Source organism: Embleya scabrispora DSM 41855, assembly GCF_000372745.1.
Lineage (GTDB): Bacteria > Actinomycetota > Actinomycetes > Streptomycetales > Streptomycetaceae > Embleya > Embleya scabrispora.
In genome coordinates, this window is sequence record NZ_KB889668.1 from 97,533 (window position 1) to 123,649 (window position 26,117).

General features: G+C 72.2%; 16 protein-coding genes. 11 read left to right on the forward strand and 5 right to left on the reverse strand.

Going from position 1 to position 26,117, the window contains the following annotated elements; genetic code table 11:
* Window positions 1-10: 10 nt before the first annotated feature.
* Entirely contained in the window at window positions 11-679 is a 669-nt protein-coding gene (locus A3IC_RS55780) for a TetR/AcrR family transcriptional regulator (RefSeq protein ID WP_020552198.1), read from the reverse strand.
* Between the two features lie 243 nt (window positions 680-922).
* On the opposite strand from A3IC_RS55780, the gene A3IC_RS55785 reads away from it, so the two are divergent.
* On the forward strand, window positions 923-1,447 hold the full coding sequence (locus A3IC_RS55785) for a YceI family protein (RefSeq protein WP_020552199.1): 525 nt from the start codon (window positions 923-925) through the stop codon (window positions 1,445-1,447).
* A 166-nt stretch (window positions 1,448-1,613) separates the two neighbouring features.
* Here A3IC_RS55785 and A3IC_RS0121915 read toward each other — a convergent pair whose 3' ends face one another.
* Window positions 1,614-4,190 (reverse strand): beta-glucosidase family protein, encoded by a 2,577-nt coding sequence (locus A3IC_RS0121915; protein ID WP_020552200.1) that lies wholly within the window; start codon window positions 4,188-4,190, stop codon window positions 1,614-1,616.
* Window positions 4,191-4,251: 61 nt separating this feature from the next.
* On the opposite strand from A3IC_RS0121915, the gene A3IC_RS55790 reads away from it, so the two are divergent.
* Window positions 4,252-4,893 carry a TetR/AcrR family transcriptional regulator gene (locus tag A3IC_RS55790; protein ID WP_020552201.1) on the forward strand — a complete coding sequence of 214 codons (642 nt, stop codon included), beginning with the start codon at window positions 4,252-4,254 and terminating at the stop codon, window positions 4,891-4,893.
* 18 nt (window positions 4,894-4,911) lie between these two features.
* Here A3IC_RS55790 and A3IC_RS0121925 read toward each other — a convergent pair whose 3' ends face one another.
* Window positions 4,912-7,206 carry an alpha-L-rhamnosidase-related protein gene (locus A3IC_RS0121925; protein ID WP_020552202.1) on the reverse strand — a complete coding sequence of 765 codons (2,295 nt, stop codon included), beginning with the start codon at window positions 7,204-7,206 and terminating at the stop codon, window positions 4,912-4,914.
* Between the two features lie 385 nt (window positions 7,207-7,591).
* Window positions 7,592-8,494, reverse strand: coding sequence for an alpha/beta fold hydrolase (locus A3IC_RS55795; protein WP_020552203.1), 903 nt, complete (start codon window positions 8,492-8,494; stop codon window positions 7,592-7,594).
* A gap of 378 nt (window positions 8,495-8,872) precedes the next feature.
* Here A3IC_RS55795 and A3IC_RS0121935 point away from each other — a divergent pair, with 378 nt between their 5' ends.
* From A3IC_RS0121935 to A3IC_RS0121970, 8 genes are all read left to right on the forward strand, one after another.
* Entirely contained in the window at window positions 8,873-10,207 is a 1,335-nt protein-coding gene (locus A3IC_RS0121935; protein WP_020552204.1) for a type 1 periplasmic-binding domain-containing protein, read from the forward strand.
* 33 nt (window positions 10,208-10,240) lie between these two features.
* Entirely contained in the window at window positions 10,241-12,631 is a 2,391-nt protein-coding gene (locus A3IC_RS0121940) for an ATP-binding protein (RefSeq protein ID WP_020552205.1), read from the forward strand.
* Window positions 12,624-15,698, forward strand: a complete 3,075-nt coding sequence (locus A3IC_RS0121945; protein WP_245599373.1) for an ABC transporter permease subunit — start codon at window positions 12,624-12,626, stop codon at window positions 15,696-15,698. Before A3IC_RS0121940 ends, A3IC_RS0121945 begins: the two co-directional genes overlap by 8 nt.
* 3 nt (window positions 15,699-15,701) lie before the next feature.
* A complete protein-coding gene (locus A3IC_RS55800; RefSeq protein ID WP_020552207.1) occupies window positions 15,702-16,655 on the forward strand; it encodes an alpha/beta hydrolase in 954 nt (317 codons plus the stop codon).
* 449 nt (window positions 16,656-17,104) lie between these two features.
* Window positions 17,105-19,039 carry a CocE/NonD family hydrolase gene (locus A3IC_RS55805; protein WP_020552208.1) on the forward strand — a complete coding sequence of 645 codons (1,935 nt, stop codon included), beginning with the start codon at window positions 17,105-17,107 and terminating at the stop codon, window positions 19,037-19,039.
* Window positions 19,040-19,637: 598 nt separating this feature from the next.
* Window positions 19,638-21,092: a DUF4082 domain-containing protein gene (locus A3IC_RS55810; protein WP_020552209.1), complete on the forward strand. Its 1,455-nt coding sequence runs from the start codon at window positions 19,638-19,640 to the stop codon at window positions 21,090-21,092.
* 37 nt (window positions 21,093-21,129) lie between these two features.
* Window positions 21,130-21,588, forward strand: a complete 459-nt coding sequence (locus tag A3IC_RS73575) for a transposase (protein WP_086018463.1) — start codon at window positions 21,130-21,132, stop codon at window positions 21,586-21,588.
* A gap of 164 nt (window positions 21,589-21,752) precedes the next feature.
* Complete coding sequence (locus A3IC_RS0121970; protein ID WP_020552211.1) at window positions 21,753-25,184, forward strand: AfsR/SARP family transcriptional regulator; 3,432 nt, start codon at window positions 21,753-21,755, stop codon at window positions 25,182-25,184.
* Here A3IC_RS0121970 and A3IC_RS0121975 read toward each other — a convergent pair.
* Window positions 25,178-25,588, reverse strand: a complete 411-nt coding sequence (locus A3IC_RS0121975; protein ID WP_020552212.1) for a VOC family protein — start codon at window positions 25,586-25,588, stop codon at window positions 25,178-25,180. The genes A3IC_RS0121970 and A3IC_RS0121975 overlap by 7 nt on opposite strands.
* A gap of 59 nt (window positions 25,589-25,647) precedes the next feature.
* Here A3IC_RS0121975 and A3IC_RS0121980 point away from each other — a divergent pair, with 59 nt between their 5' ends.
* On the forward strand, window positions 25,648-26,088 hold the full coding sequence (locus A3IC_RS0121980; protein ID WP_020552213.1) for a MarR family winged helix-turn-helix transcriptional regulator: 441 nt from the start codon (window positions 25,648-25,650) through the stop codon (window positions 26,086-26,088).
* Window positions 26,089-26,117: the final 29 nt, after the last annotated feature.

A 26,117-nucleotide genomic window follows, 5' to 3' on the forward strand; every position in this document is an offset into this window, starting at 1 on the left:
GCTCGGGGCCCTACCCCGTGCGCGGGTGCGGCGGCGAGGCCGCCAGCGGCAGCAGGATCTCGTCGATCAGGCGGGTCAACAGGGGTGGGTCGACCGGGCGTTCGGCGAAGACCGTCTGATAGAAGGCCATCGAGGGCAGCACCAGCGCGAGCAGGTCCAGGTCCCGATCCGGGTGCACCTCGCCGCGCTCGCGGCCGCGGGCCAACAGCGGTTGCAGGAGGCGCTGCCACTCGGTGAGAAAGCGCTCGCGCACGATCTCGGCCAACTCCGGATTGCCGGGCAGGATCGGCAGCAGGGCCACCACCGCGCGGGCGTGCGACTCGTCGATGTGCTCGGCGGCGCCGGCCAGCATCGTGATCAGGTCGCCGCGCAGGCTGCCGGTGTCGGGCACGGCCTCGGTCGAATCGGCGCCGGCGCACAGCGCGGCCTCCGCGATCAGCGCCTCCTTGGAGGGCCAGCGTCGGTACAGCGTGGCCTTGCCGGCGCGGGCGCGGGTGGCCACGGCGTCCATGGTCAGCCGGTCGTAGCCGATCTCGATGAGCACATCCAGCGCCGCGCGCATGATCTGCGCGTCCCGATGAGCGTCCCGCGGTCGACCACCGCGTCCGGCCGGCGCGGCGGCGGGGCGGCGCAGGGCGTCGACGGCGGCCGAAGTCTTGTCGACCTCGGTGTCCGGCATGGCTGCCTCCTCGTACTCGTCGTCCTGCTCATCGTGTGCGCTCCCGGCGGAGGCGGTCCGCGGACCGGCGGATGTAGCCAGAATCCCACCTCGCGGCCGCGGCGGAGAGGGGTGCCCCGACTCACCACTTATGGAACACTTGAGTTCCGGAACTGAATCGTTCTACGGTGGAGTGACTCGACACCCGGGGCTGCTTCGGGAGCGCCCGATCACGATGCCCCATGCCAGCGAGAGGCCACCGCCATGAGTACACCCACGTCCGCCGCGCAGACCATCCGACCCGGCCTGTGGAGCGCCGACCCGCAGCGCAGCCGGGCCGCCTGCACGGTGAAGAACTTCCTGGTCCTGTCGGTGACCGGGGCGTTCCCGATCCACGAGGCGACAGTGTCGGTGGGCCCCGACGGCGGCCCGGTCGAGGTCCGGGCGCGACTGGACGCGACCGGCTTCGAGACCGGCAACGCCAAGCGTGACGCACACGTGCGCAACCCCGACTTCCTCGACGCCGACCGGCACCCGGACGTGCTGTTCGCGAGCACGGAGGTGGTCCGCGAGGGCGACGCGTGGCTGATCCGGGGCCTGCTCACGATCAAGGAGCGAGCCACGCCGATCACCCTGACCACCCGCACGGTGCGGGTCGCCGAGGGCATCGCGACGGTGTGGGCGACGGGAGTGGTCGATCGGTACGAGGCGGGTCTGACGTACGGCAACAACTTCGGGGTGAGTCGGCTGGCCACACTCGACCTGCGCGTCGAACTCGCGCACGGTTGAGCCCGCGGCGCGGGTGGGCCGGTCCGCGTCCGGTGTCCGCGAACGCCGGACGGGCCGGATGCGCGTGCCGCGTGTGGGCGGGTCGCGGTGCGGAGTCGGCCGCCCTTCGGCAGACCCGGTCGCCTCCGTGCGTGGGACGGTCCCGCGGACCGTCCCACGTACGGGTTCAGGACCGCGGGCCCGGGCTCACCTCCAGGGTCGTGGTCAGCGGCAGGTCGGCGCTGGAGGCGCCCACGCGCAGGGTGTAGCCGCCGGGTTCGGTTTCGCGGCGACCGGTTTGCGCGGACCAGTGCTCGAATGCGCGGGCCGGGATCGCAAGGTCGACGGTGACCTCGGCGCCGGCGGGTGCGGTCGCCCACGCGTAGCCGGCCAGCCACAGCGCGGGCCGCTCCACGGCGCCGTCGGCGCGGCTCAGGTACGCCTGGAGCAGGTGTCGGCCCGGACGCGGCCCGGTGTTGCGGATCCTCACCCGGGCCACGAAGTCGGCGCCGGACGCGACCGTCTCGATCCCGACGTGCTCCCACGTGGTCCATCCCAGACCGTGGCCGAACGGGTAGGCAGGCGTCGCGCCCGCCCGGCCCCAGCCGCGATAGCCGATGTGGATGCCCTCGGCGTAGTCGAGCCGGCCCGCGATCGGCGTGGTGGACAACACCGCCGGATCGTCCTCGCGCTCGGGCCAGGTCATCGGCAACCGGCCGGCCGGCTCGCTGCGCCCGAGCAGTACGTCCGCCAGCGCCGCGCCGAACTCCTGGCCGGGAAACCACGAGACCAGGATCGCCGCCACGTCCGCCCGCCACGGCAGCAGCACGGGCGATCCGCTGTTGACCACCACCACCGTGTTCGGGTTGACCGCCGCGACCCGGCGGACCAACTCGTCCTGCCGACCCGGCAGCGACAGGTGCGTGCGGTCGCGGCCCTCGCTGTCGCTCTCCTCGGTGCTGCCCACCACGACCACGGCGACCTCGGCGTCCGCCGCGACCGCGACGGCGTGCGCGAGCTCCGCGTCCTCGTGCACCGGCGGCGGATCGACGCCCAGCACGAACCCGGTCCCCGGACGCTCCGCCGCGAACTCGTGGCGCAGGTGCAGCTCGACCTCCCGGCCGGCCGTCAGGTCCAGTTCGGCCCACCGCTCGGGCGGGGTGAGGATGCCGCCGAGCGGGTCCTCGGTCACCAGGTCGTCGTCCACGAGCGGGACACCGTCCGCGAGCAGCCGGAAGCGACCCACGCCGGCCACTCCGATCCGGTGCGGTCCGTCCGCGCGGACCCGGAGTACGCCGATCGCCTCGATCGCGACGGCCCGCGCGACGATCGGATCGTCGAGCCACAACAGCCGCCCTCCGCCCCGCGGTTCCTCGTGCAGCACCTCGTCGCCCGGGCCGATGAAGCGCACCCACAGGCCGGGTTCGCCGGTCTTCGGATCGTGCACGTCGGCGCCGGTGACCGCGGGCAGCCGGTGCCGGATGCGCGCGCCGACGGCGTGGGTGACCGTCACATCGGGGCCCAGCGCCGCACGTAGCCCGGCGAGCGGACTGATCGCGTACGGCGGAATGACCGTCGCGCTGCCGCCGCCCTGGATTCGCGCGACGTCGGCGTTGGGGCCGAGCACCGCGACCCGGCGGAGCGTGTCGGGCGCCAAGGGCAGCGCCGTCCCGGTGTCGCGCAGCAGCACCATGCCCGCCGCGGCCGCCTCGCGCAGCAGGGCGGCGGGATCCGGGTTCGAAAGCGCCGGGGCCGGTGGCACGATCGCGGTGAGCGCGCCGACCCGGGCCGCGAGCAGCAGCAGCCGGCGCACCTTGCGGTCCACCGCCTCCGGTGCGACCAGGCCCGCGCGCACCGCGGCCACCAGGGCCGCGCCCCAGGGTCGATCCGGCCCCGGACCGGGCATCGCCAGGTCCAGTTCGGCACGCCCGGCGCCCTCGGTGGAGCGGGTCGCGAACCAGTCCGAGACGACCAATCCGTCGAAGCCCCACTCGGTGCGCAACGGCGTGTTCAGCAGCGGATTTTCCGTCATCGTGACGCCGTCCACGCTGTTGTACGCGGCCATCAGCGCCCAGACGCCGCCCGCGCGCACGATCTCCTCGAACGGGGCGAGGTGGATCTCGTGCAGCGCGCGTTCGGACATCCGCACGTCGACCGAGTACCGCTCGGTCTCCGAGTCGTTGGCGGCGAAGTGCTTGACGGTGGCCGCCACGCCGCCGGCCTGGATGCCGCGCACCAACGCCGCGCCGATTCGGCCGGACAGGAGCGGCTCCTCCGAGTAGCACTCGAAGTGTCGGCCGGCGTACGGGCTGCGCTGGAGGTTGACGGTCGGGCCGAGCACGACGTCCACGTGCTTGCGGCGCGCCTCGACGGCGAGCAGGCCGCCGAGTCGCTCGACCAAATTCTCGTCCCAGGACGCGGCGAGCGTGGTCGGGCAGGGCAGCGACGCGGACGGCTCGCGCTCGTCGAAGCGCTCGCCCCGCACGCCCGCCGGACCGTCGCACAACACCATCTCGCGCAGTCCGATGGCGGGTTCGGCAGCGGTCCGCCAAAATCCGGACCCGGTGAGCAGGCGGACCTTGGCTTCGAGATCGAGTCGGGCCAGGGCCGCCTCGATGTGTTCGTGGATGCGGGCGTCCGGCGCCCTGGGGCTGTCTGTGGAGGTGGGCGTGGGAGTGGTTTCGAGCGGCTCGAAGGCGCCGGACGCCTCTTCGGCCGAGGACGGGGGAAGGGTGCGGTCATCATGACCGTTGGCCTGCGACACGCGGGGCACACTACATTCAATACATTCCAGGTGGAATGCTTTCACGAGGGGAGCCGGACGGATGTCGGATCGCACGGGGGCACGGGGCCCGTACGCGCGAGGTGTCGCGCGGCGGCAGGAGATCGTGCACGCGGCGTTGGAGGTGTTCGCCACGCGCGGGTACGACGCGGTCTCGTTGCGCGAGATCGCCGCCCAGGTGGGCCTGTCGCATACCGGCCTGCGGCACCACTTCGCGTCGAAGGAGGACCTGCTCACCGCGGTGCTGCGCTACAAGGACGAGCTGACGCTGACCCCGGACGAGCCGGTGGACGTCTGCGGCATCGCCTGGGTGCGGGCCAGCCGGGACGTGGTCGCGCTCAACGCCCGGCAGCCGCTGCTGATCCGGCTGTTCGCGACGTTGTCCGTGCAGGCCACCGATCCCGCGCATCCGGCCCACGCGTACTTCGTCGAGCGCTACCGGATCGCGCGCGAGATCGCCGCCGGGCACCTCGCGCAGGCCCGGGACGACGGCGACATCGCCGCCGACGTGGACGCCGAGCACTGCGCCGAGCTGATGCTGGCCGCGATGGACGGCCTTCAGGTGCAGTGGCTGCTCGAACCCGACCGGGTGGACATGGTGGCCGCCTACGGACAGTTCCTGGACCGCTTCCTGGCCGTGCTCGCCGTTCCACTGTCCGAGGACGGTGGAACGGCGAAGCGGTGACCGGGAGGTGAGCCCGGGTCAGCGCGGCCGGCGGATGTCGTGCCGGCCGGCGGGGTAGGACCGGCCGGCGTGCACGAACGGCACCGGGCTGCGCACGCTCAACAGCGTCGGTGTCACCGCCACCTCGATCGGTCCCGCCGGGCACGGCACCGCGCCCGACGCCCGGGTCAGCCGGCCGAGCGCGGGTTCGATCCGGGCCACCGCGAAGCCGGGTTCGGCCGGCTCTACGCCCAGCACGCGTGTCATCAGGTCGCGAGTGGGCGTGGAGGACCAGCCGTGGCTGATCGTGCCGCCGTACCAGGTCTCGCTCCACGAGGTGTCGCTGCGCGCGAGCAGGGCCACCCAGTCCAGGCACAGGCCGGCGATCAGGTCGGCCCGGCCCGCCTGCGCCAGCGCGTCGTGCACCACATAGCGGAAGAACGGCTGGGCGCGTACCACCCGACGGCCGGTGTCCCACCACGGCTTCGGCGGCCCGGCCCGCAGGTGCGCGCCGCCGACCTCGGTGTCCGAGCCGGGTTCGGCGGGGCCGTCCGGAGCGCTGAAGGCGGCGTGCACGAGGTCCTCCTCGGCGGTGAGCACGGCGACCAGCCGCTCGATCCGCTCGGCTGGGACCAGGCCGCCCACGATCGCTGCCGCCTGGCCGTGCTGGGACGCCATCGGGCGGCGTTCACCGTTCGCGAACGAGTCCGCGTAGCGCTCCCGCTCCGGATCCCACAGCCGCTCGAAGCCGATGACGAGCCGGGCATGCGTGGTGCGCGCCCACTGCGCCCGACCGCGATCGCCCAGCCAGTCCGCCAGTTCGGCGAACTCCAGCAGTGCCCGGCCCCACAGGCCGCACAGCGCCGCCGAGACGCCCTCGGTGTGCACGGCCGACCAGTCGATGATCACCCAGCCGAACACGTCGGTGGGCACGCCGGTGTCGTCCAGGAACGGCACGAACCAGCGCAGCACCCGCTCGGCCACCGGGAGCAGTTCGGCGATCTCCTCCCGATCGCCGACATAGCGGTACAGGTTCCACACCGAGTGCACCCAGTGCAGCGCCCAGTCCGGAATCACCGTGAAGTCGGCCCACTCGGCGTCCCCGGCCACCGCCATCGGCAACATCCCGTCCGAGCGTGGCGACGCGGCCAGCCGGGGATGCCAACGGGCCAGCCGCCAGTCGGAGTTGGTGGTCAGGTCGACCAACTGGTGCACCACCGCGTCGCCGGTCCAGGCCCGCTGCTCGCGGGTTGGGCAGTCGACGTAGGCATCCGCCGAACACAGCGTCACGGTGCGGCGTCCGACCCGCCAGATGTCTTCCAGGCGCGGATCCGAGCAGGCGAACCACGCGTCGCCGGTGACCGGATAGGTGCGTTCGCGGACCGCCACGCGGTGCACGGTGACGCCGTCCGGGGCCTCGACCAGGACACCGCGCAGGCCGTAGGAGTCGAACGATTCCAGCTCGCGACGGGTGCCGTCGAGGGTCACCGCCAAGCTCGCGTCGTGCTCGCCGGGAGCGGGGCGTGCGCTCGGGTCGACGAACTCGGCGGTGTGCACGACGACCTGGGCGCCGGCCGGGCCGTGGGCGTCGACGACCAGGGTGCCGGAGAGCACCTGCTCCGCCGAGTACGCGCCGGCCGAACTCGGGGTCAGGATCGTCTCGTGCGGTCGCGGCCAGCTGATCGGCCGGCCGCCGAACGGGCCGCCCGGGTAGCTGGGCGGCTCGGGCCGACCCGGCTCGCCGGTGGTCATCGCGCGCCGCAGTACCGCCGCCGGCCAACCGGGATCGTGGTCGGGATGTTGCCAATTCGCGGGCAGCGCACGGGCGTCGAGCAACTCGCGGCCGCGCCCGGAGACGGTGCCGCCGCCGGGGGTCGCGGTCCACCCGTCCAGGACCCGGGCCTGCCAGCGCTCGTCGGTGACGAACCACGCATCCGGGCCGAGCCGGGCCTCCAGCACGAACGCGCCGTGCACCAGGTCGTTGCCGAACGGCGACGGTGGCAACCACCACGGATTCGGCCCGTCGTAGACCCAGGCGAGCGCGGTCACGACGTTGGCGCCCGGCCGCAGGTGGGCGGCCAGATCGAGATCGTCGTACGGCCGGACGCGCGGATTCGCGCGCACCGGCCCGCGCGCCACCTCGACCCCGTTCACGGCCAGCGTGTACCCGGACAACGCGACCACGCGTGTGGGCACCCGCTCGGGCACTCGGTCCAGGTCGAGAACGGCCCGCAACGCGACGGCATGCCGCCCCTGCGGACGCCCACCCTCCGGTTCGGCCCAGATCCACCGGGCCCGCCACCGTCCGGGCGGAAAGTCGGTACTGACGATCACGCGATCGTTCCTTCGTGTCGGAGAAAACAAGCAGAACCGAGCCCGATTTCCGAGGGCCCGTGGAGGCGATCAAACCGGGAGGCGAACTGCCCGGGGGAGCGGGCCGGGGGTGGCCACGCGGGGGGTTTGTGCGAGTCGGGAGAGAGCGATTGTGGGTGGGCGAGCCGGCGGGTTGGGCGACTCGGGAGGTCGAACGATCCGGCGGGTTGAGTGATCCGGTGCACCAAGTGCTTCGGGATGCCGAACAATGCACCGAAGTCATGCGAAATCCAGCCCGGCCGGCGGTTGGGGCCACCTCGGCCGAAGGCCGGGGCCCCTCAGCCGGTCCGGCGTTCGAGGACAGAGCCGGCCCGGCGCCCGAGGGGCGAAGCCGCCGTCGACCCGGTCAGCGGGCCAGGTGCCCGCGGACCGCAGCCAACCAGGCATCCGGCCGCTCCGTCTGCGGGCTGTGCCTGGCCCCCGCGACGACTCGTAGCTCCGCCCCCCGAATGCCCGCGGCAAACTGCTCGGCCGCGCCCCGGAGCCGCCGGTCGTGTTCGCCGACGACGACGGTGACCGGGCAGGAGAGCTCGGCCAGTCGGCCGACCAATGACGGGTACGCGCCCAGCGCCCGAGCGCAGCCGACGAACGCGGCCGGGTCCATCCCGGTGATCGCGCGGGTCTGCCGCTCGCGGCGGGCCAGGTCCTCGGGCGTGGCGTCGGCCGGCGTGCGGGTGAACGGCTTGAGCGCGGTCAGCAGCGGGGCCAGGCCGAACCTGCCCACCACCGCGTTCATGCCCGCGCTGAGCACCCGCAGCAGCGGCGTGGAGGTGGGTTCGGCCGCGGTGTCCATCAGCACGAGCGAGCGCACCCGGTCCGGGTGGGCCAGCGTGTACCGCAGCGCCAGGACGCCGCCCATCGAGTGGCCGAGCAGATCGATCGGCTCGGGCAGCATGCGCTCGACGAATCCCTCCAGATCGGCCGAGAGGTGGTCGAACGTGTAGGCGGATCGGTCCGCGAACTTGGTGCTGTCCCCGTGCCCGCGATGGTCGTACGCGAGGACCCGTCGATCCCGCGCCAGGAGCGGCGCGACGCCGTCCCAGTCGGCCAGGCTGCCGGCGAATCCGTGCAGCAGGAGCAGCGGCGCGGTGCCCGGATCGGGCTCGACCGCGGGCAGGTCGCAATAGCGCAGGTCCGCCCCGGAGAACGGTGGTCGAGGGGCGTCGGGGTGGTGCGATTCGGCCTCGCCGTGTGTACCGCCGGCGAGGAGTCGGGATGATGCCGTCCACGAAAGCCTTCCATCTGGCATGTATTCGATGTTAGCGTCCCGCCGTCGTGATGTGACAACCAAATCCCCCCGGATCCGCCGGGACCAGGGCCACCCGGCCGCCATTCCCACCACGGATCCGCCATCGCCCGTCGGCGCTCTCGGTGCTGCTCACCGCGGTCGCGCCGATCCCGCGCCCGCCGACTCCACTCGCCGATTCCACCGCCGACCCATCCGCCGACCGCACTCGTCGGCTCCACCGTCGACCGCACCCGTCGACGGCACCCGACTCGTCGACCCGGCCGGCGCTCCGCCGCCGGCCCGCACCGCTCCACCGCTGCTCGACTCGCTGGTCCAGCCCGGATCCGCGACCGAACCACCCGTGATCCACTGTTTCGTTCGAAGGACAGGTGAGCCCTCATGTTGCTCCGAGGAGACGGACCCGCTCCGGCGCGACGTATCGCAGTAGGCGTCCTGCTCGCCGCCTTCGGCCTGACCGCTTCGGTCGGCTGCTCGGTCGAGAAGAAGTCGGACGACAAGAAGCCCGCCGGCCCGGCCGCGGCCCCGAGCGGTCCCGCCCGCGGCGTCACCGACACCACTGTCAAGCTCGGCGTCGCCGCCACCGACCCGGCCCAGCTCAAGGCATTCGGCGTGCCGAGCGAGGGCCCGGCGAGCAAGGACATGTACGCCGCCTGGATCGCCGCGCAGAACAAACGCGGCGGTGTCCAGGGCCGCACCATCGAACTCGCCTTCCGCCCGTTCCTGCCCACCGGCCCGGCCGAGGCGCAGGCCGCGTGCGTGGAACTGAGCGAGGACAAGAAGGTGTTCCTGGCGATCGGCATCCTCACCGGGGACACCCCGCTGTGCTTCACCGAGACGCACGGCACGCCGTACCTGGGCCAATGGGGCCAGTCCGCCGAGCGCGACCGCCGTTCCAAGGCGCCGTTCGTCGCGCTGGAGATGGCCGACGACCGGCAGCGGGCCGCCGCGGTCAAGGCGCTGCTCGACCAGAAGCTGCTCCAGGGCAAGAAGGTCGCGCTCTACTGGGAGGCTCAGGACGCGGCGGTCACCAAGAACACCGTCAAGCCGCTCCTGGACGCGGCCGGCGTCGACGTGGTCGTGCAGACCCCGCTCGACGACTACGGCACCGACCAGGCCGCCGGTGACCAGGCGTTGGACACGCTGGTCCAGAAGATGCGCTCGGCGGGCGCCGACACGATCCTCAACACCTCCAACTTCTCCAACCTGATGATCGCGCTGCAACGGGCGAACTGGCTGCCCGAGCAGGTGTACGCGACCTCGGCCCAGGCACTGAGTCCGGCCGTGGTCAAGACCACCGGGATCAAGCCGGCGACGATGCAGCGGGTGACGGTGGCCGCGCCGTACATTCCGACCAAGGCGGAATTGCTCGCCGATCCGGCCGTGACGGCGTGCGTGGACGAGTACAACGCGGGCGGCGTCGGCGAGCGCTTCGACGCGGCGGCGGCGAGCCGGGAGAGCCTGAGCGCGGTGGCCAACTCCTGCGCCGCGTTCCGGCTGTTCGTCCAGGCCGCCGATGCCGCCGGCCGCGACCTCACCGCCGCCTCCTGGCAGCGCGGGGCCGAGTCGCTGACCAAGCTCGCGCTGCCCGGCATGCCGCTCGCCTCGCTCACCCCCGGCAAGCACAGCGCCGGCGACGCGGTGGGCGTGTACCGCTGGGACCCGACCCAGAACCAGATGCTCCCGGCGGGGCCGCCGATCTCCGCCACGAAGTGACGGCACGCGAACCACGAGAAAGGCCGATCACATATGGACGGCGGCACCGCCGCACCCCAGCGGGACGACACCGCGGGCGAGCCCGGAAACCTGGCAGACCTCGCCGGTGCGGTCCTGGACGAATCACCGCGGGCCGCCGGGCGCGGATCGCCCGGCGGCCGGAAGTCGCCGCCGAGCCCCCACGACCCCGCCGTCGACACCACCGTCCCCGGTGTCGGTGACGGCCCCGGCCGGACGGGCGGGAAGCCGGCCGCCGAGCAACTGACCCTGCGTCAAGGTCTGCGTCGCGGCGGCACGTCCGTGTTCACGGTGCTGCTGATCCTGACCGCGCTCGACGAACTCGAAGGCGCCGCGCTCGCGGTGCTCGCCCCCGACATCCGGGACAGCCTGGGCGTGGGCAACGGCACCATCGTCTTCCTCGGCGTCGCCGCGGGCGCGTTCACCGTGCTCGGCGCGGTGCCGATGGGCTGGATCGCGGACCGCTTCCGGCGCGGTCCGGTGATCGGCGTCTCCACCGCGTTCTTCGCCATGATGGTGTTCCTGTCCGGCTTCGCCACGAACGCGTTCATGTTCTTCTGGACCCGGTTCGGCGCGGGCGTGGCCAAGTCCAACAGCGGTCCCGTGCAGGGATCGTTGTTGGCCGACACCTACCCGATCGGGATCCGCGGCCGACTCGGCGCCTCGATCGGCGTGTCCGGCCGGCTCTGCGCGGTGCTCAGTCCGTTGGTGGTCGGCGGCATCGCCGCGGCGGTCGGCGGACCCGACGGCTGGCGCTGGGCGTACTACCTGCTCGGCCTGCCGGTCGTGGTCTTCGCCGCGTTCGCGTTCTTCCTGCCCGAACCCCCGCGCGGGCAATGGGAGAAGGCCGACGTGCTCGGCGAGGTGATCGAGGACGAGAACCCGCCGCCGATCTCGATCGAGGCGGCCTTCGCCCGGCTGGGCCGGATCCGCACCCTCAAGACGGTGATCCTCGCCTTCGCCGCGATGGGCTTCGGCCTGTTCACCACACCCGTACTGGGCAACCTGTTCCTGGAACAGGAGTACGGCCTGGACGCGTTCGACCGGGGCCTGGTCGGCACCGCCGGCGGCATCGGCGGGCTGCTCGTGCTGCCGTTCATCGGCCGCTACTACGACCGCCGCTTCCGCGAGGACCCGGCACAGGCGCTGCGCCTGATCGGGTTGTTGATCGTGCCCTCGGCGCTGTTCGCGCCGCTGCAGTACTTCTCGCCCAACCCGGTGCTCTACACGGTCTTCGGCGTGCCGCAGATCGTGCTGCTGTCCTGCGCGTTCGCGCTGATGGGTCCGCTGATGCAGACGATCGTGCCGTATCGGCTGCGCGGCCTGGGCACCGCGATGGCGTCCATCTACGTGTTCTTCATCGGCGCCACCGGCGGCGGCCTGGTCTCCGCGCCGCTGATCGACAGCTTCGGCCCGCGCACCGCGGTGCTGATCACCCTGGTCCCGGCCACCGTGATCGGCGGGTTGCTGATCATGCGCGGTGCCGGCTACGTGCGTGACGACCTCGCGCTGATCGTGGCCGAACTGCACGAGGAACACCAGGAATACGAGCGCCGGCAGGCCCGACCGGACCAGGTCCCGGTGCTCCAGCTCAACCACGTGGACTTCTCCTACGGCCGGGTCCAGGTCCTGTTCGACGTCGGCTTCGAGGTCCGGCGCGGCGAGGTACTGGCCCTGCTCGGTACCAACGGCGCGGGCAAGTCGACCATCCTGCGGGCGATCGCGGGCCTGGCCACGCCCGAGCGTGGGGTGATCCGACTGGGCGGGCGCACGGTCACCTTCGTCGCCCCCGAGCAGCGGATCCGGCTGGGCATCGTGTCGTTGGCGGGTGGCGCGGGCGTGTTCCCCGGGATGAGCGTGCGGGAGAACCTGGAGATGGGCGCGTACATCCACCGCGGCGATCCCGAGCAGGTGCGGACCCGGATCGAGCGTTCGCTGGGACTGTTCCCGCAGTTGGTCGAGCGAGCCGACGAGCCGGCCTCGGCACTGTCCGGCGGCCAGCAGCAGATGTTGGCGCTGGCCATGGCACTGTTGCACGACCCCGAGGTGCTGCTGATCGACGAGCTGTCGCTCGGCCTGGCGCCGGCGATGGTGGCCGAACTGCTCGCGGTGATCGAGCGGCTGAAGGCCGAGGGTCTCGCGATGATCGTGGTCGAGCAGTCGCTGAACGTGGCGATGTCGATCGCCGATCGGGCGATCTTCCTGGAGAAGGGTCGGATCCGGTTCGAGGGGGCGGCGGCCGACCTGGCCGAACGCGACTTCGTCCGGGCGGTGTTCCTGGGCGGCGACGCGGAGGCGGGGGATTCGGCGGTTCCCGCCGATCCCGCCGGCTTCTTCGATCCGGCCGATCCCGCCGGTTCCGTCGATCCCGCCGGAACCGGGGGAAAGGGTGCCGACCGTGGCTGACCTGATGACTCGCCAGATCGCCTTCGACGGCCTGGTCAACGGCCTGGCGATCGGCCTGATCGCACTGGGCATTGTGCTGGTGTACCGCTCCAGCCGGGTGATCAACTTCGCGGTCGGCAACCTCGGCGTGATCGGCGCGGCACTGCTGCCGCTCGCGGTGATCAACTACGGTGTGCCGTTCTGGGCCGCCCTGATCGGCGCCCTCCTGGTCGGCACGCTCGCCGGCACCATCGTCGAACTCGCGGTGATCCGCCGCTTGTTCGACTCGGCCCGGGTGACCGTACTGATCGCCACCATCGGCGTCGCGCAGGCCTGCGTGGCGGCGGTGCGCGCGCTGCCCGACGTGGACGGTGCGGTCCGCGCGAGCTACCCGGTGGCGATCACCTCGCAATGGGAGATCGCCGGAGTCCGGGTGACCGGCGCGCAGGTCTGCGTCCTGGTGGTGGTTCCGGTCGTGGCCGGCGCACTGACCTGGTTCCTCGGCCGGACCACCCAGGGCCGCGCGGTCACCGCGTCCGCCGAGAATCCCAACCTGGCCCGCACGGTCGGGATCAGCCCCAAAATCGTGTCCACCGTGGTCTGGACCCTGGCCGGCCTGCTCTCGACCCTCGCGATGATCCTGATCGCCGGCCAGTCCGGCCGAGTCGCCGCCACCGCCGACCTGGGCCCCAACACCATGGTCCGGGCGATGGCCGCCGCGGTCATCGCGGGCCTGACCTCGTTCCGCTGGTCGATGCTGGCCGGCGTCCTGATCGGGGTGCTCCAGGCGGCCGTTCGGTTCAACTTCGTCGAACAGACCGGCCTGGTCGACTTCCTGCTGCTGGGCGCGGTGGTCACCGCGGTGTGGGTCCGCGCCCGGCGCGACGCCCGCACCGACGGTCGCAGCGACGCGCGCGCTTTCGCGACCGGCCCGCGCCCGGCGCCGATTCCGGAACGGCTGCGCGGCATCTGGTGGATCCGGCACCTGAACCGACTCGCCCTGGTCGTACCGCTCCTGATCGCCGTACTGCTGCCGCTCGTGGTCACCCAGGCATCCCGGCACCTGCTCTACGGCACGATCCTGGCCTTCGCGATCTGCGCCTGCTCGCTCACCGTGCTCACCGGTTGGGCAGGGCAACTCTCGCTCGGCCAGATGGCGTTCGCCGGTCTGGGGGCGCTGACCACGGCCGCGCTCACCCGGGGTGTCTCGATCGACATCGGCGCGGACCGCACGATCGCCTTCCAGGCCCTGCCGTTCGCGCTCTCCGCGCTGCTCGCCGCGCTGGTCACGGCCGCGATGGCGGCGATCGTCGGCGCCGGCGCACTGCGAGTGGACGGCATGCTGCTCGCTGTCAGCACCTTCGCGCTCGGCGTCGCCGCGGCCGGCTACCTCTACCGGCGGCCGTTCCTCACCGACGGCAACGCGTCCTCGGTACCGCTGCCCAGAGGTGACCTGTTCGGCCTGGATCTGTCCGACGAACGCAACTACTACTACGTGCTGTTGGGCGTGCTGATCGTGGTCCTGGCGCTGATCGCCCGGCTGCGTGCGCACGGCACCGGGCGGCGCACCATCGCGGTGCGCGACAACCCGGAGGCGGCTGCCGCCTGTACCGTCGCGCCGCTGCGTACCAAGGTCACCGCGTTCGCGCTGTCCGGGGCGATCGCCGGATTCGGCGGCGCGCTGCTCGCGGGCAGCGTGCAGAGCGTGCCGCTGACCGAACGGTTCTTCCAGGTCTCGGATTCGCTGACCCTGGTGGCGATCGTGGTGATCGGCGGCCTCGGCTCCACCGTCGGCCCGGTGGTCGGGTCGGTGTGGGTGATCGGACTGCCCGCGTTCTTCCCCGGCAACTCGCTCGTGCCGATCTTCGCCTCGAGCATCGGATTGCTGGTACTGCTCCTGTACTTCCCGGGTGGACTGACCCAGATCGGGAATGCGGCACGCACGGCACTGCTGCGCTGGGCCGAAGGGCGTCTGCCGGTGGAACCCGCGCCGTCGACGCCTACGCCGAAACCGGAACGGCCCCTGCGGGTTCGCGAGCGGACCGAGACGCCGGGCACCCCGACCGACGCTCCGGTACTGGTCACCCGCGACGTGTCCGTGCGCTACGGCGGCAACACCGCCGTGGACTCGGTGTCGATCCAGCTGCGCCCCGGCGAGATCCTCGGTCTGATCGGCACCAACGGCGCCGGCAAGTCCACGCTGCTCAACGCGATCGGCGGATTCGCGCCGGCCACCGGAACGATCGAACTGCTCGGCCGGGACGTCGCACGCCTGGCGCCGGCCCGGCGGGCCGCGCTCGGCCTCGGGCGCACCTTCCAGGCGGCCCGGCTGTTCCCGGAACTCACGGTGCGGGAGACGGTGTTGGTCGCGCTGGAAGCGCGCCGCCGCTCCGGCCTGCTGTCGACCGCACTGCTCCTGCCCGCCGCCACCCGCGCCGAACGACACCGACGAACCGAGGCCGCCGACCTGATCGACCTGGTCGGCCTGGGCCGCTACGCGGATTCGCCGGTGGCGCAACTGTCCACCGGCACCCGGCGGATCGTCGAACTGGCCAACCTGATCGCGCTGGACGCACGGGTGTTGTGCCTGGACGAGCCGACCGCCGGCGTCGCCCAACGCGAGACCGAGGCGCTGGGCCCGCTGCTGCTGCGACTGCGCCAGGAACTGGACGCCGCGATGATCGTGATCGAGCACGACATGCCGTTCATGATGTCGATCAGCGACCGGCTGTACTGCCTGGGTGCGGGGCGGGTGATCAGCGAGGGCACACCGGAGCAGGTGCGGACCGATCCGGCCGTGATCGCCGGCTACCTCGGCACCGACACGCGCGCGATCGACCGGTCGGGCGCGGCGACCGGGGCTGTCCGTACCGCGGCCGCTCCCGGGTCCGAGACCGAGTCCGGTGCCGGGTCCGGGCCTTACTCCGACTCCGGTTCCGATTCCGACTCCCGTTCCGACTCCGACTCCCGTTCCGACTCCGACTCCGGTTCCGACTCCGGTTCCGGCTCCGGTTTCGGCTCCGGGGCCAGGCCCAACCCCGTCCCCGCCGTGTCGCATCCCGTGCCCGACCCCGTGATGGAGAGCTGACCCATGCCCCTCGACCCGCCGATTCAGCGCATCATCGACCTGCTCGCCGCCCACCGCGACACCAACGAGCCGCCCGGGACCCTGGAGGAGCGGCGCAAGCTCGCGAACGCGACCATGCGACTGGCGTTCACCGGTCGGCCCGACGACGTTGCCGCCACCGACCACCGGGTGCCGGTCGCGGACGGCGAGATCACCGTCCGGATCCTGCGACCGGCCGGACTGCCCGCCGCCGCACCGGTGTTCTACTTCATCCACGGCGGCGGCTGGTTCCAGGGCGACCTGGACACCGCCGAGGTCGAACTCGGTCCGATCACCTCTCTGGTGCCATGCGCCGTGGCCCTGGTCGACTACCGGCTCGCGCCCGAACACCCCTATCCCGTACCGCTGGAGGACTGCGTCGCGGGCTACGCCTGGCTGCACGCCAACCATGCCGAACTCGGCCTGGACCCCGAGCGCATCGCCGTCGGCGGGTGCAGCGCGGGCGGCAACCTGGCCGCCGCCCTGTGCCTGGTTGCCCGTGACCGGGAACTGCCGATGCCGTGCGCCCAGTTGCTTGATGTCCCGTGCCTGGACCTGACCCGGATGGACACCGACGCCGACCCCGAGGCGATCCTCGACTTCGGCGGCTTGACCCCCGAGGCTTGCAACGAGTTCTTCGACCTCTACCTGGCCGGTGTCACCGACCCGCGCGATCCCAGGGTTTCGCCGATGTACGAGCCCGACCTGAGCGGTCTGCCGCCGGCCGTGATCACCGTCGCCGAATACGACCCGGTCCGCGACCAGGGCGAACGCTACCTGACCCGACTGCACGAAGCGGGAGTTGCGGGCGCGGCCTTCCGCGTGCTGGCCCACCTGCACGGCGGCTGGGTCATCCCCGGCACCATCACCCACGCCCTCGTCGGCGACCTCCGCGCCGCCTCCGTGCGCCGAGCGCTCACCGGGACGCTCGCGCCCTGATCGGGACGCTTGTGTTCCGACCCGGGCGCTCGGTCCCGACCCGGACGCTCGCGCCCTGACCGGGATGCCCGCCTCTCGACGCCCCCCGAACGGTCGTCCTCGAACGTCGTGCGGCCCTGCCACGGCCCGCTCTCCGGGAACCCGGAGCGGTCGGCGGCCCGGGTCGTCCGCCGTTCGAGCACGACGCGGCCGCCGGCCGGCCCCGTGGGCCGAGCCGCCATGCGGCCATCCCGGCACGCCCCGCCTCGCGGCCGTGCCGGTCCCGCGCCGTCGGGCCCGTCCGGGCCCGACGCGAACGATTGCCGATCCCATCCGTCCCTCCCAACGCACTTCGCGCCACAGTCCCCCTTGTATTGCGTGATCCTTGGAGGCCAAGGGTGTCCGTCCACATACCCGTCCACACTCCCCGGCAACGAACAGCACGCAGAGCGGCCCGCCGACGCATCGGCGTGGCCCTCGCCTCGACCCTCGCCCTGTTGGCCGCGCTGTTCGGCGCGGTACCGGCGAGTTCGACGCCCGCCGCCGCGACGCCGCTCGTGCAGGGCAGCGTCGCGCAGTACGGCATCGCCAAGCAGCAGAACCTGCCGGTCACGATGTCCGACGGCACGGTCCTGCGCGTCGACGTCTACACACCGGCCGCCGCCGGCACCAGCACGCCCGCCGCCGGCTCCTTCCCGGTGCTGCTGACCCAGACCCCGTACGGCAAGGGCTCCACCGAGGCCGAACTGTCCTGGTTCGTCCAGCGCGGCTACATCGCCATCGCCGCGGACGTGCGCGGTACCGGCACCTCCAACGGTTCGTGGTCGCCGTGGGCGCCGAAGGAGGCCCAGGACGGCGCCGAACTGGTCGCCCATGCGGCTCAGGTGCCGCACTCCGACGGCAAGGTCGGCCTCATCGGCGGCTCCTACGCCGGCATCAACCAGATCATGACCGCCGCGTCCGTCGGGCCGAACTCGCCGGTCAAGGCGATCTTCCCGCTGGTGGCCGGCAACGACCTGTACCGCGAACTGGCCACGATGGGCGGCATTCCGGATGCCCAGTTCATGTCCTTCTGGCTGACCTACACCGGCATCTCGCACATGACCGCACCGCTGGCCGAGGCGCTGCGCCAGGGCTCGACGCAGAACATCCTGGACACCCTGACCCTGGAGCTGCAACACCTGGGCGGCGTCGCCTCGGCCAACCTGCCGATCCTCACCGGCCTGCTCGGCGGCGGCGAGCAGGCGTACGACGGCACATTCTGGCAGCAGCGCCGACCGGCGGACCTGCTGGGCGACGTGGTCGCCAACGGCGTGCCCGCGTTCCTGGTCGGTGGTTGGTACGACCTGTTCCAGCGCGGCGCGTTGATGAACTACGCCGGTCTGCAGAACGCGTGGGCGGGCCGCCCGGTCGGCGCGCCGATGATCGCCGGCCAGCCGGTCACCGACCGCTACCAGCTCCTGATGGGGCCGTGGTACCACGACCCGCGCCAGGACCCGACGCTGGACCTGCCGGGCCTGCAACTGCGTTGGTATGACAAGTGGTTGAAGGGCATCGACACCGGCATCACCGGCGGCGCCAACCCGAACCCGCTGCACGTCAAGGAACTGGGCAGCAACCGCTGGCTGGACACCCGCACCTACCCGTTCACCGGTGCCGACCCAACCCGCCTCTACCTGGACAAGGGCCGCACCGGCAGCGCACCGGCCTCCGCGAACGACGGCCTGCTCACTCCGAACGCGCCCACCGGCAACGGCAGCGAGTGGATCAGCTGGACCACCAACAACAGTCCGTGCACCCGCTCGACCGCGCAGTGGATCGGCGGTTTCATCAAGGATCCCGCCTGTACCGACAGCAACACGGCGCGGGAGACCGGTTCGAGCTCGCTGGTCTACACGACCGCCCCGATGACCGAGACCAAGGTGCTCGCCGGCCCGATCGGCGCGACGCTGTACGCCCAATCCAACACCCCCGAGACGCATTGGGTGGTCACCGTCACCGACGTGGCCCCCGACGGCTCCTCCGTCCCGCTCACCTCCGGCGCCCTGGCCGGCTCCCACCGCGCGCTCGACCCGGCCCGCACCTGGTACGCCCCGGACGGCACGACCCTGATGCCCTACCACCCGTCCACCCAGACCACCACGACATCCGTACAGCCGAACCAGATCACCCGCTACGACATCGAGGTCTTCCCGACCTTCGCCTCGATCGCCCCGGGCCACCGGATCCGGGTGAACGTGACCACGGCCGACACCCCGCACCTGGCCGCGACGCTGACCCAGACCCCGGGCCTGCTGGCCGGCATCTGGCAGGTGAAGTCGGGCCCGGCCAACCCGTCCTCGGTGACGATCCCGCTGGCGTCCGCAACGGCGTTCGGGACACCGTGCACGAGCGTCTGCCCGTGACGGGCTGAGCGCTGCCGCTCCAGGTTGTGTGCGGGCGCCCGTCCGGGGGTGGACCCCCGGCCGGGCGCCCGCCTGCGCCGCCGCCACGCCGCCGCGAGGCGCCCACCGGCGCCAGGGGGTCAGGTCCGTCTGGTCGGCTCCATCAAGTGGCTGTCGAGCCCGTTCGACCGCCACGAGGATGAGCAATTCCGAACGCGCAAGAAGGCACCGACGTGCGAGGCCGGCCCCGACCAGGTGAGCAGGGTAGAGCGGTGCCCACTTGACATCACTGTGGGCACCGCTCCGAGAACCCGGGACCCCGCCTCCAACGAGGACCTTCGCTGCCCGCCGCCCTCACCGTCGGCCCATTCGACATCGACCAGGCCCGGAGACCGAGTCCCACGACATCGTCGGAATGCGGGCGGCGCCTGCGGTGCTCGCCGCGCTCGGGTTCCACGACACCTCGGGCAAGAGCGCTCCGGCACGGATCGCGGAGGTCGACCCGCTTCATCACGAGAGGCCAAACCACGGACAACGGACCGGGACGTGCGCCAGACTTTCCCATGGCTCGGCCCCGGGACAACCGCCCCGGGAAGTGATGTTCGAGTGGGGGAGACTCATGAACATACCTTGGCCAAGGCTGCACAGAGCAACCATTCCGACGATCTTCGCGTTACTGCTCGCGTTAACCGTCGCCGCACCGGGGATCCCCCGGGCGGCCGCGGGCGCCACGGACATCGGTGTCAATGGCGACCCGGTCCAGCCGGTCGCCTGCCCGTGCACCCTGTGGGCATCGACCGAACAGCCCTCCTCCGGTCCCGATCCGGACACCGCCGCCACCGAACTCGGCGTCAAGTTCCAAGCGGACCGGGCCGGGTACATCACCGGCGTACGTTTTTGGAAGGACGCCACCAACACCGGCACGCACACCGGCACCCTGTGGTCGGCGTCCGGCGATCGACTGGCCACCGCCACGTTCACCAACGAGTCCGACTCCGGCTGGCAGCAGGTGAACTTCGCCCAGCCCGTCCCCGTCACGGCCGGCACCACCTACGTGGCCTCGTACCACGCGCCCAACGGCAGGTACAGCGCCGACCAGGGCGGCCTGACCACCGCGCACGTCCGCGGCCCGCTCACCGCGCCCGCGAGCGATGCCGCCGGCGGCAACGGGGTGTACCTCTACGGCGCCGGATTCCCGAACTCGACCTGGAACGACACCAACTACTGGGTCGATCCGGTGTTCAACACCTCCAACACCCCCGGCCCCGCGCCGGTGGTCATCGACATCTCCCCGACGCAAGGGGAGACCTCCGTCCCGGTCGACACCAACATCACCGCCACCTTCGACCGGGAGGTGCAACCCTCCACCATCCAGTGGGTGGTCTGGCAAGGCGAGAGCGGCGGCCGCCCCGGCACCACGACCTACAACGCCGCCACCCGCATCACCACCTTCGATCTCACCTACCATCTGGCGCCCGCCAACACCTACTTCGTCGACCTGGTGGGCGTGAAATCCGTCGACGGCACCCCGATGCCCACCAAGCGCTGGACCTTCACCACGGCAGACAGCCCGCCACCCGTCTGCAACCCGTCCTGCACCATCTGGCCCTCGAACGCGACGCCGGCCGTGCTCGCGGACAACGACGCCACCAGCATCGAACTCGGCGTCAAATTCGGCGTCAACACGCGCGGGTTCGCCACCGGCCTGCGGTTCTACAAGGGCCCCGGCAATACCGGCCCGCACACCGGAAGCATCTGGTTCGGCGCGGGCTATCGACTGGCCACCGCCACGTTCACCAACGAGTCCGAATCGGGCTGGCAGCAGGTGACGTTCGACCAGCCGGTCTGGCTCAGCCCCAACTACACCTACGTGGCTTCGTATTTCGCTCCCGCAGGCCGGTACTCCTACACCGACGGCGGATTGACGGACGCGGCCGGGGGCACGATCACCGCCCCCGCGTCCGGCAGCGTCGGCGGCAACGGCGTGTACAAGTACGGCTCCAGCGGCTTCCCGACCAGCACCCGGAACGACACCAACTTCTGGGTGGACGTCGTCTTCACCACCAACGGCTAGACCATTTCCTTCGGATCGTCCGGTCGTTGGTCGATGTGTGTCGTCGACTGATGCCCAGTGGGCACGGATCGAGTCGTTGCCGCCGGATCGCACGCCTCGGCGGGGTGGGCGGTGGCGGGATCACCGGCGGATGATCGACGCGATCGCGTTCAAGTACCGCACCCTCGGGACGCCGTGGATGGACCTGCCCGAGCACTTCGGCTCGTGGAAGGCGCCCACCACCGGCTGCGGATGTGGGCCGCGGACGGCAGCCGGGCGAAGGTCTTCACTGTTCTCCCGGCGCAGGCCGACGCAGAACGGGATCTCGACCGGGTCGTCGCGGTCGACTCCACGATCGTCCGTGCCCACCGGCACGCCGCCGGGGCCCGTCAAAAGGGCCCCGGACGGCGGGCCGCCCGATCATGTCCTCGGACGTCCTGCGGCAGGCCGACCGGGCGGCGAACCGCAAAACGACACTTGGCAGTCGGGACGGCCGTCCGCCGGCCTTCGACCGTGAGGCCCAAAACCGACGCCCTTACCGTGCGGTCGCACAATCCGCGATCCGTCGACCACACACCGTTGCCGTGATGGTCCGGCGTGCGGCGCGGCCGGGGACGGCCCATTCCGGCCCGCGCGCCCACCACCCATCGGTCGGGATCGGGGCTCTGCGATCCTGGCCGGATGCAGGTTGGGTTGCTCGGCGGGATTCGGGCTCAGGGCGATGACGGCGCGCCGATCGAGGTGGGCGGGGTGCGGTTGCGCATGCTGCTGGCCAGGTTGGCGCTGGACGCGGGCCGGGTCGTGTCGGTGGACGCGCTGGTGGACGGGCTGTGGGGCGCGGAGCCGCTCGCGGATGCCGGGAACGCGGTGCAGACGTTGGTGTCGCGGCTGCGCAAGGTGTTGCGGCCGGCCGACGTGTCGGTGGACCTGGTCGGCGGCGGCTATCGGCTCGGCGTGCGCGCCGAGGACGTGGACGCGCATCGCTTCGAGGAACTGGCCGCGCGCGGGCGACGCGCATTGGCCGCCGACCGACCGGACGAGGCGGCCTCGGTGTTGGCCGCAGCGCTCGCGTTGTGGCGGGGGCCGGCGCTGGCGGACTTGGCCGAGGCGCCGTTCGCCCGGGCGGTCGCGGCGCGGCTGGACGGGTTGCGGGTGGACGCGGCCGAGGACCGCTTCGAGGCGGAGCTGCGGTTGGGCAGGCATGCCGAGGTGCTGGCCGACCTGGAGGCGGCCTGTGCAGCGCACCCCTTGCGCGAACGGACCGCGGCGATGCGGATGCGGGCGCTGTACGCGGTGGGCCGCCAGGCGGATGCGCTGGCCGGATATGAGGACATCCGGGGCCGCCTGGCCGGAGAGCTGGGCGTGGACCCGTCCGCCGAACTGCGGGAGACCCATCTCGCGGTATTGCGCGGCGAGTTGGACCGGCCCGCGGCACCTTCCGCGCCCGCCGCCCCGCCGCTCCCGGCCCGGCTCACCGGCTTCTTCGGCCGGGACGACGAACTGCGGCTGCTCGCCGAGCTGATGGCCGGTTCCCGGCTGGTGACCCTGGTCGGCGCCGGCGGTGCGGGCAAGACCCGGTTGTCCGTCGAGGCGGTGACCCGGCATCAGGCGTACCGGCGCGGCCGGGTGTGGTTCGTGCCGTTGGCCGGTGTGGGTACGCCGGACGGGGTGGCCGACGCGGTGTTGTCCGCGCTCGGCTCGTGGGACCTGCGCTCCTCGGACGGCCGGCCGCGTCGAACGGGCACCGCACTGGACCGGGTCGCCGAACTGCTCGACGTCGGTGCGGCGGTGCTGATTCTGGACAACTGCGAGCACCTGGTCGACGCGGCGGCGGAGCTGACCTACCGCCTCCTGGACCGGTTGCCGCAGCTGACCGTCGTCGCGACCAGCCGGGAGCCGCTGGGCATCACCGGCGAGGCGCTGTGTCGGGTCGGCCCGCTGCCGGTGCCGATTCCGGTCGGTGATCCGGAAGGTGACCTCGCCGCGGCGGCCGAGGCGGCGTCGGTGCGGTTGTTCCTGGACCGGGCCGGTGCGGTGCGGCCCGGGTTCGCGCTCGACGCCGGCACGATCGGTCCGGTGGTGGAGATCTGCCGGCGGCTCGACGGGATGCCGCTCGCGTTGGAGTTGGCCGCCGCCCGGCTGCGCGCGATGAGCGTCGGGCAGATCGCGCGGCGACTGGACGACCGGTTCCGCCTGCTCGACTCGGGCAGCCGGGCCGAGCCGCCGCGTCGGCGCACGCTGCACGCGGTGGTCGAGTGGAGCTGGGATCTGCTGGCCGAGCCGGAACGAATGCTCGCCCGGCGGTTGTCGGTATTCCCGGGCGGCGCGACGGTGGCCGCGCTGGAGGCGGTGTGTGCCGACGAACTGCTGCCCGTGGACGACGTGTTCTATGTGCTCGGCTCGCTGGTGGAGAAGTCGATCGTGGACGCGGTGGGCGAGGGCGAACCGCGCTATCGCATGCTGGAGACGGTGCGCGCCTATGCGGCCGAACAGTTGGTGCGGGCCGGTGAACAGGGCGAGTTCGCGGCCCGGTTCGAGCGCTACTTCCTGTCGCTCGCGTATGAGCAGGACCCGCTGCTGCGCACTTCCGCGCAGTTGGAATCGCTCGCGCTGCTGGATGCGGAGTACGACAACCTGATGGCCGCGCTGCGGGCGTTCGTGGACGCCGGGCAGGCGGCGGATGCGGCCGGGTTCGCCGGTGCGTTGTTCTGGTACTGGGGGATACGCGGGATCGGTGCGCCGTTCGAGACCATCGTGCCCGAGGTGTTGCGCTTCGGCGACGCGCTGCCCGAGCACGCGCGGGCCGCGTTTGCCGTGATGCGCCTGTTGGCCGGGATCGGCGCGCCACGGCTCGCGGACGGCGAGGAACTGCGTTCGCTGCTCGAAGCCTGCGCCCGGACCGATGTGTTCGAGCATTACCCGGCGCTTGTGGTGGGACTGCCGCTGGCAGCGTTCCTGTCCGGGAATACCGAGGCGGGCGAGCGCGAACTGGCCCGGATGGCGTCCGGGTCGGATCCGTGGGTCCGGGCTTGTGCGCACTGGATGACGGACTTCGTGCACACCGATCGCGGTGACTGGGAGGCGGGGGCGAGCGCGCGGGCCGAGGCGCTGGCCGGGTTCGCCGCGGTCGGCGATCGGTGGGGTCTGGGGACGGCGCTGATGGCCATCGGCGCGCACCACTCGATCCGCGGTGAACACGGGCCGGCGATCGGCGCGTTCGAGCGGGCGGTCGCGCTTGCCGGCGAACTGGGCGCCGCGGACGACGCGTCCCTGTACCGGGGCACCCTCGCGGCCGAACGCATGCGGGCCGGCGACCTGGTCGGGGCGCGGGGCGAGCTGGACGCCGCGGAGCGGCAGGCGTGGGCGCGCGGGCATCGGTATCTGGAGCTCGCGGTACTCTCCGGCCGCGCCGAACTGCACCGCAGATCCGGCGAGTTCCAAGCGGCGGAGGGGATGCTCGACCGCCTGGGGGCACTTGCCGAGAGCCTGTCGCTGCCCGCCGAGCTGGTCGGCGACATGCTCGCGCAGGGGCGGTTGGCCACGCTCCTCGCGGCGGCCGAGGCGACGTTCGAGACGACCGCCGAGATGACCGCCGAGGCGACTGCCGAAGCGGGCGTCGAAGAGGACGTCGACCCGGCGTCGACGGGTCGCACGCACGAGGTCGACCCGGTGCCGTCCGCCGCCACGGATCGGGCCCACCCGGCGTCCTCCGGCACCGCGATGCGGACCGACTCGGCGTGCTTCGCCATCACGGATCCGGCCGCCCCGGCCGCGCGTGCCCGGGAGTTGCTGCCCGCGACCTCCGCCGCGGCGGTCCTTCGTCGGGACCTGGCGGACGTCGCGCCGACGGCGGAACTGCTCGCCGCGGTGTTGCGGTGGGAGGGCGACCCGGTCGGCGCGGCCGAGGCGCTCGGGCTGAGTGCGGCGTTGCGCGGCATCTTCGACGCGGGCAGTCCGGACCTGCGACTGCTGGTGGACCGGCTCGTCGCGGCCCTGGGCACGGCGGGCTACCGCGAGGCATACCAGCGTGGCGTCGTATTGCCCCGCGAGCAGGCCCTGGATGCCGTGCTGGCCCGACTCGAACCGATCACCGTGTCGAACGCGCCTCAATAGGACTGGAGTTCGAGCAGGGTGCCGGCCGGGTCGCGGACGTGGGCGGTGTGCAGGCCCTCGCCCCAGGCCGGGCGGTGGGTGGGCGGTGTGACCGGGTGCGCGCCGTGCGCCAGACACAGTGCGTACGCCGCGTCCAGGTCGGCGACCCGGCTGACGAGCATCGTGTGGTCCTGCGTGGGCCCGGGGGACTCGCCGGGCAGAAGGCCGGTGCCCACCACCTCGGCCATCGCCGTACGGTCGAACAACATCAGTACGCCCTCGGTGCCCACGTCCCAGCTCGCGTAGGGGCCGTGCTCGGCACCCCGGGTGCGGGTGGCGCCGATCAGTTCGGGCAGGAGGGCGTCGTAGAAGCGGAAGCAGTCGGCGAAGCGGTCGACCAGGAGGCGTGGGTGCAGGGCGTCCATCCGAGCTCCGTAATTCGTGGGTGCAGACCAATCATTGGTTGAACCCTATAGTATTCGTCATGGACGAGACCGCGCCACCGACGCTGACCGCGCTGACCACCTACCTGCTGTCCCGGGTCGGAAAGACCGCCCGGGGCCGGCTCGCCGACCGTCTTGCCGGGAGGGGGCTGCGTCTGTGGCACATGGCCGTGCTCGCCGCGCTGGCCGACTTCGGTCCGCATGCGCAGCGCGACCTGGCCGCTCGGCTGGCCATCCATGCCAGCGACGTGGTCAAGGTGCTCGACGAACTCGCCGTCCCGAACTGGGTGGAGCGGGTGCGCGACCCGACGGACCGCCGCCGGATCCAGGTCAGCCTCACCGCGGCCGGCCGCATCGCCCTGGCGGAGTTGGAGGCGGACGCGCGCGAGGTTCAGGACCGGTTGCTGGAGCCGTTGAGCGCCTCCGAACGCAGCGTTTTGAACCAGCTGTTGCTGCGTGTGCACGAGCAACTGCCGGACTGAACACGCGAGTCGAGCCCGATGGTGGCCCG

What these genes read in the sequence shown, in the direction of transcription:
- A3IC_RS55780 (WP_020552198.1), bottom strand. Translation starts at nt 679, where the DNA reads ATGCCGGACACCGAGGTCGACAAGACTTCGGCCGCCGTCGACGCCCTG.
- A3IC_RS55785 (WP_020552199.1), top strand. Translation starts at nt 923, where the DNA reads ATGAGTACACCCACGTCCGCCGCGCAGACCATCCGACCCGGCCTGTGG.
- A3IC_RS55790 (WP_020552201.1), top strand. Translation starts at nt 4,252, where the DNA reads ATGTCGGATCGCACGGGGGCACGGGGCCCGTACGCGCGAGGTGTCGCG.
- A3IC_RS55795 (WP_020552203.1), bottom strand. Translation starts at nt 8,494, where the DNA reads ATGCCAGATGGAAGGCTTTCGTGGACGGCATCATCCCGACTCCTCGCC.
- A3IC_RS0121935 (WP_020552204.1), top strand. Translation starts at nt 8,873, where the DNA reads ATGTTGCTCCGAGGAGACGGACCCGCTCCGGCGCGACGTATCGCAGTA.
- A3IC_RS0121940 (WP_020552205.1), top strand. Translation starts at nt 10,241, where the DNA reads ATGGACGGCGGCACCGCCGCACCCCAGCGGGACGACACCGCGGGCGAG.
- A3IC_RS55800 (WP_020552207.1), top strand. Translation starts at nt 15,702, where the DNA reads ATGCCCCTCGACCCGCCGATTCAGCGCATCATCGACCTGCTCGCCGCC.
- A3IC_RS55810 (WP_020552209.1), top strand. Translation starts at nt 19,638, where the DNA reads ATGAACATACCTTGGCCAAGGCTGCACAGAGCAACCATTCCGACGATC.
- A3IC_RS0121970 (WP_020552211.1), top strand. Translation starts at nt 21,753, where the DNA reads ATGCAGGTTGGGTTGCTCGGCGGGATTCGGGCTCAGGGCGATGACGGC.
- A3IC_RS0121975 (WP_020552212.1), bottom strand. Translation starts at nt 25,588, where the DNA reads ATGGACGCCCTGCACCCACGCCTCCTGGTCGACCGCTTCGCCGACTGC.
- A3IC_RS0121980 (WP_020552213.1), top strand. Translation starts at nt 25,648, where the DNA reads ATGGACGAGACCGCGCCACCGACGCTGACCGCGCTGACCACCTACCTG.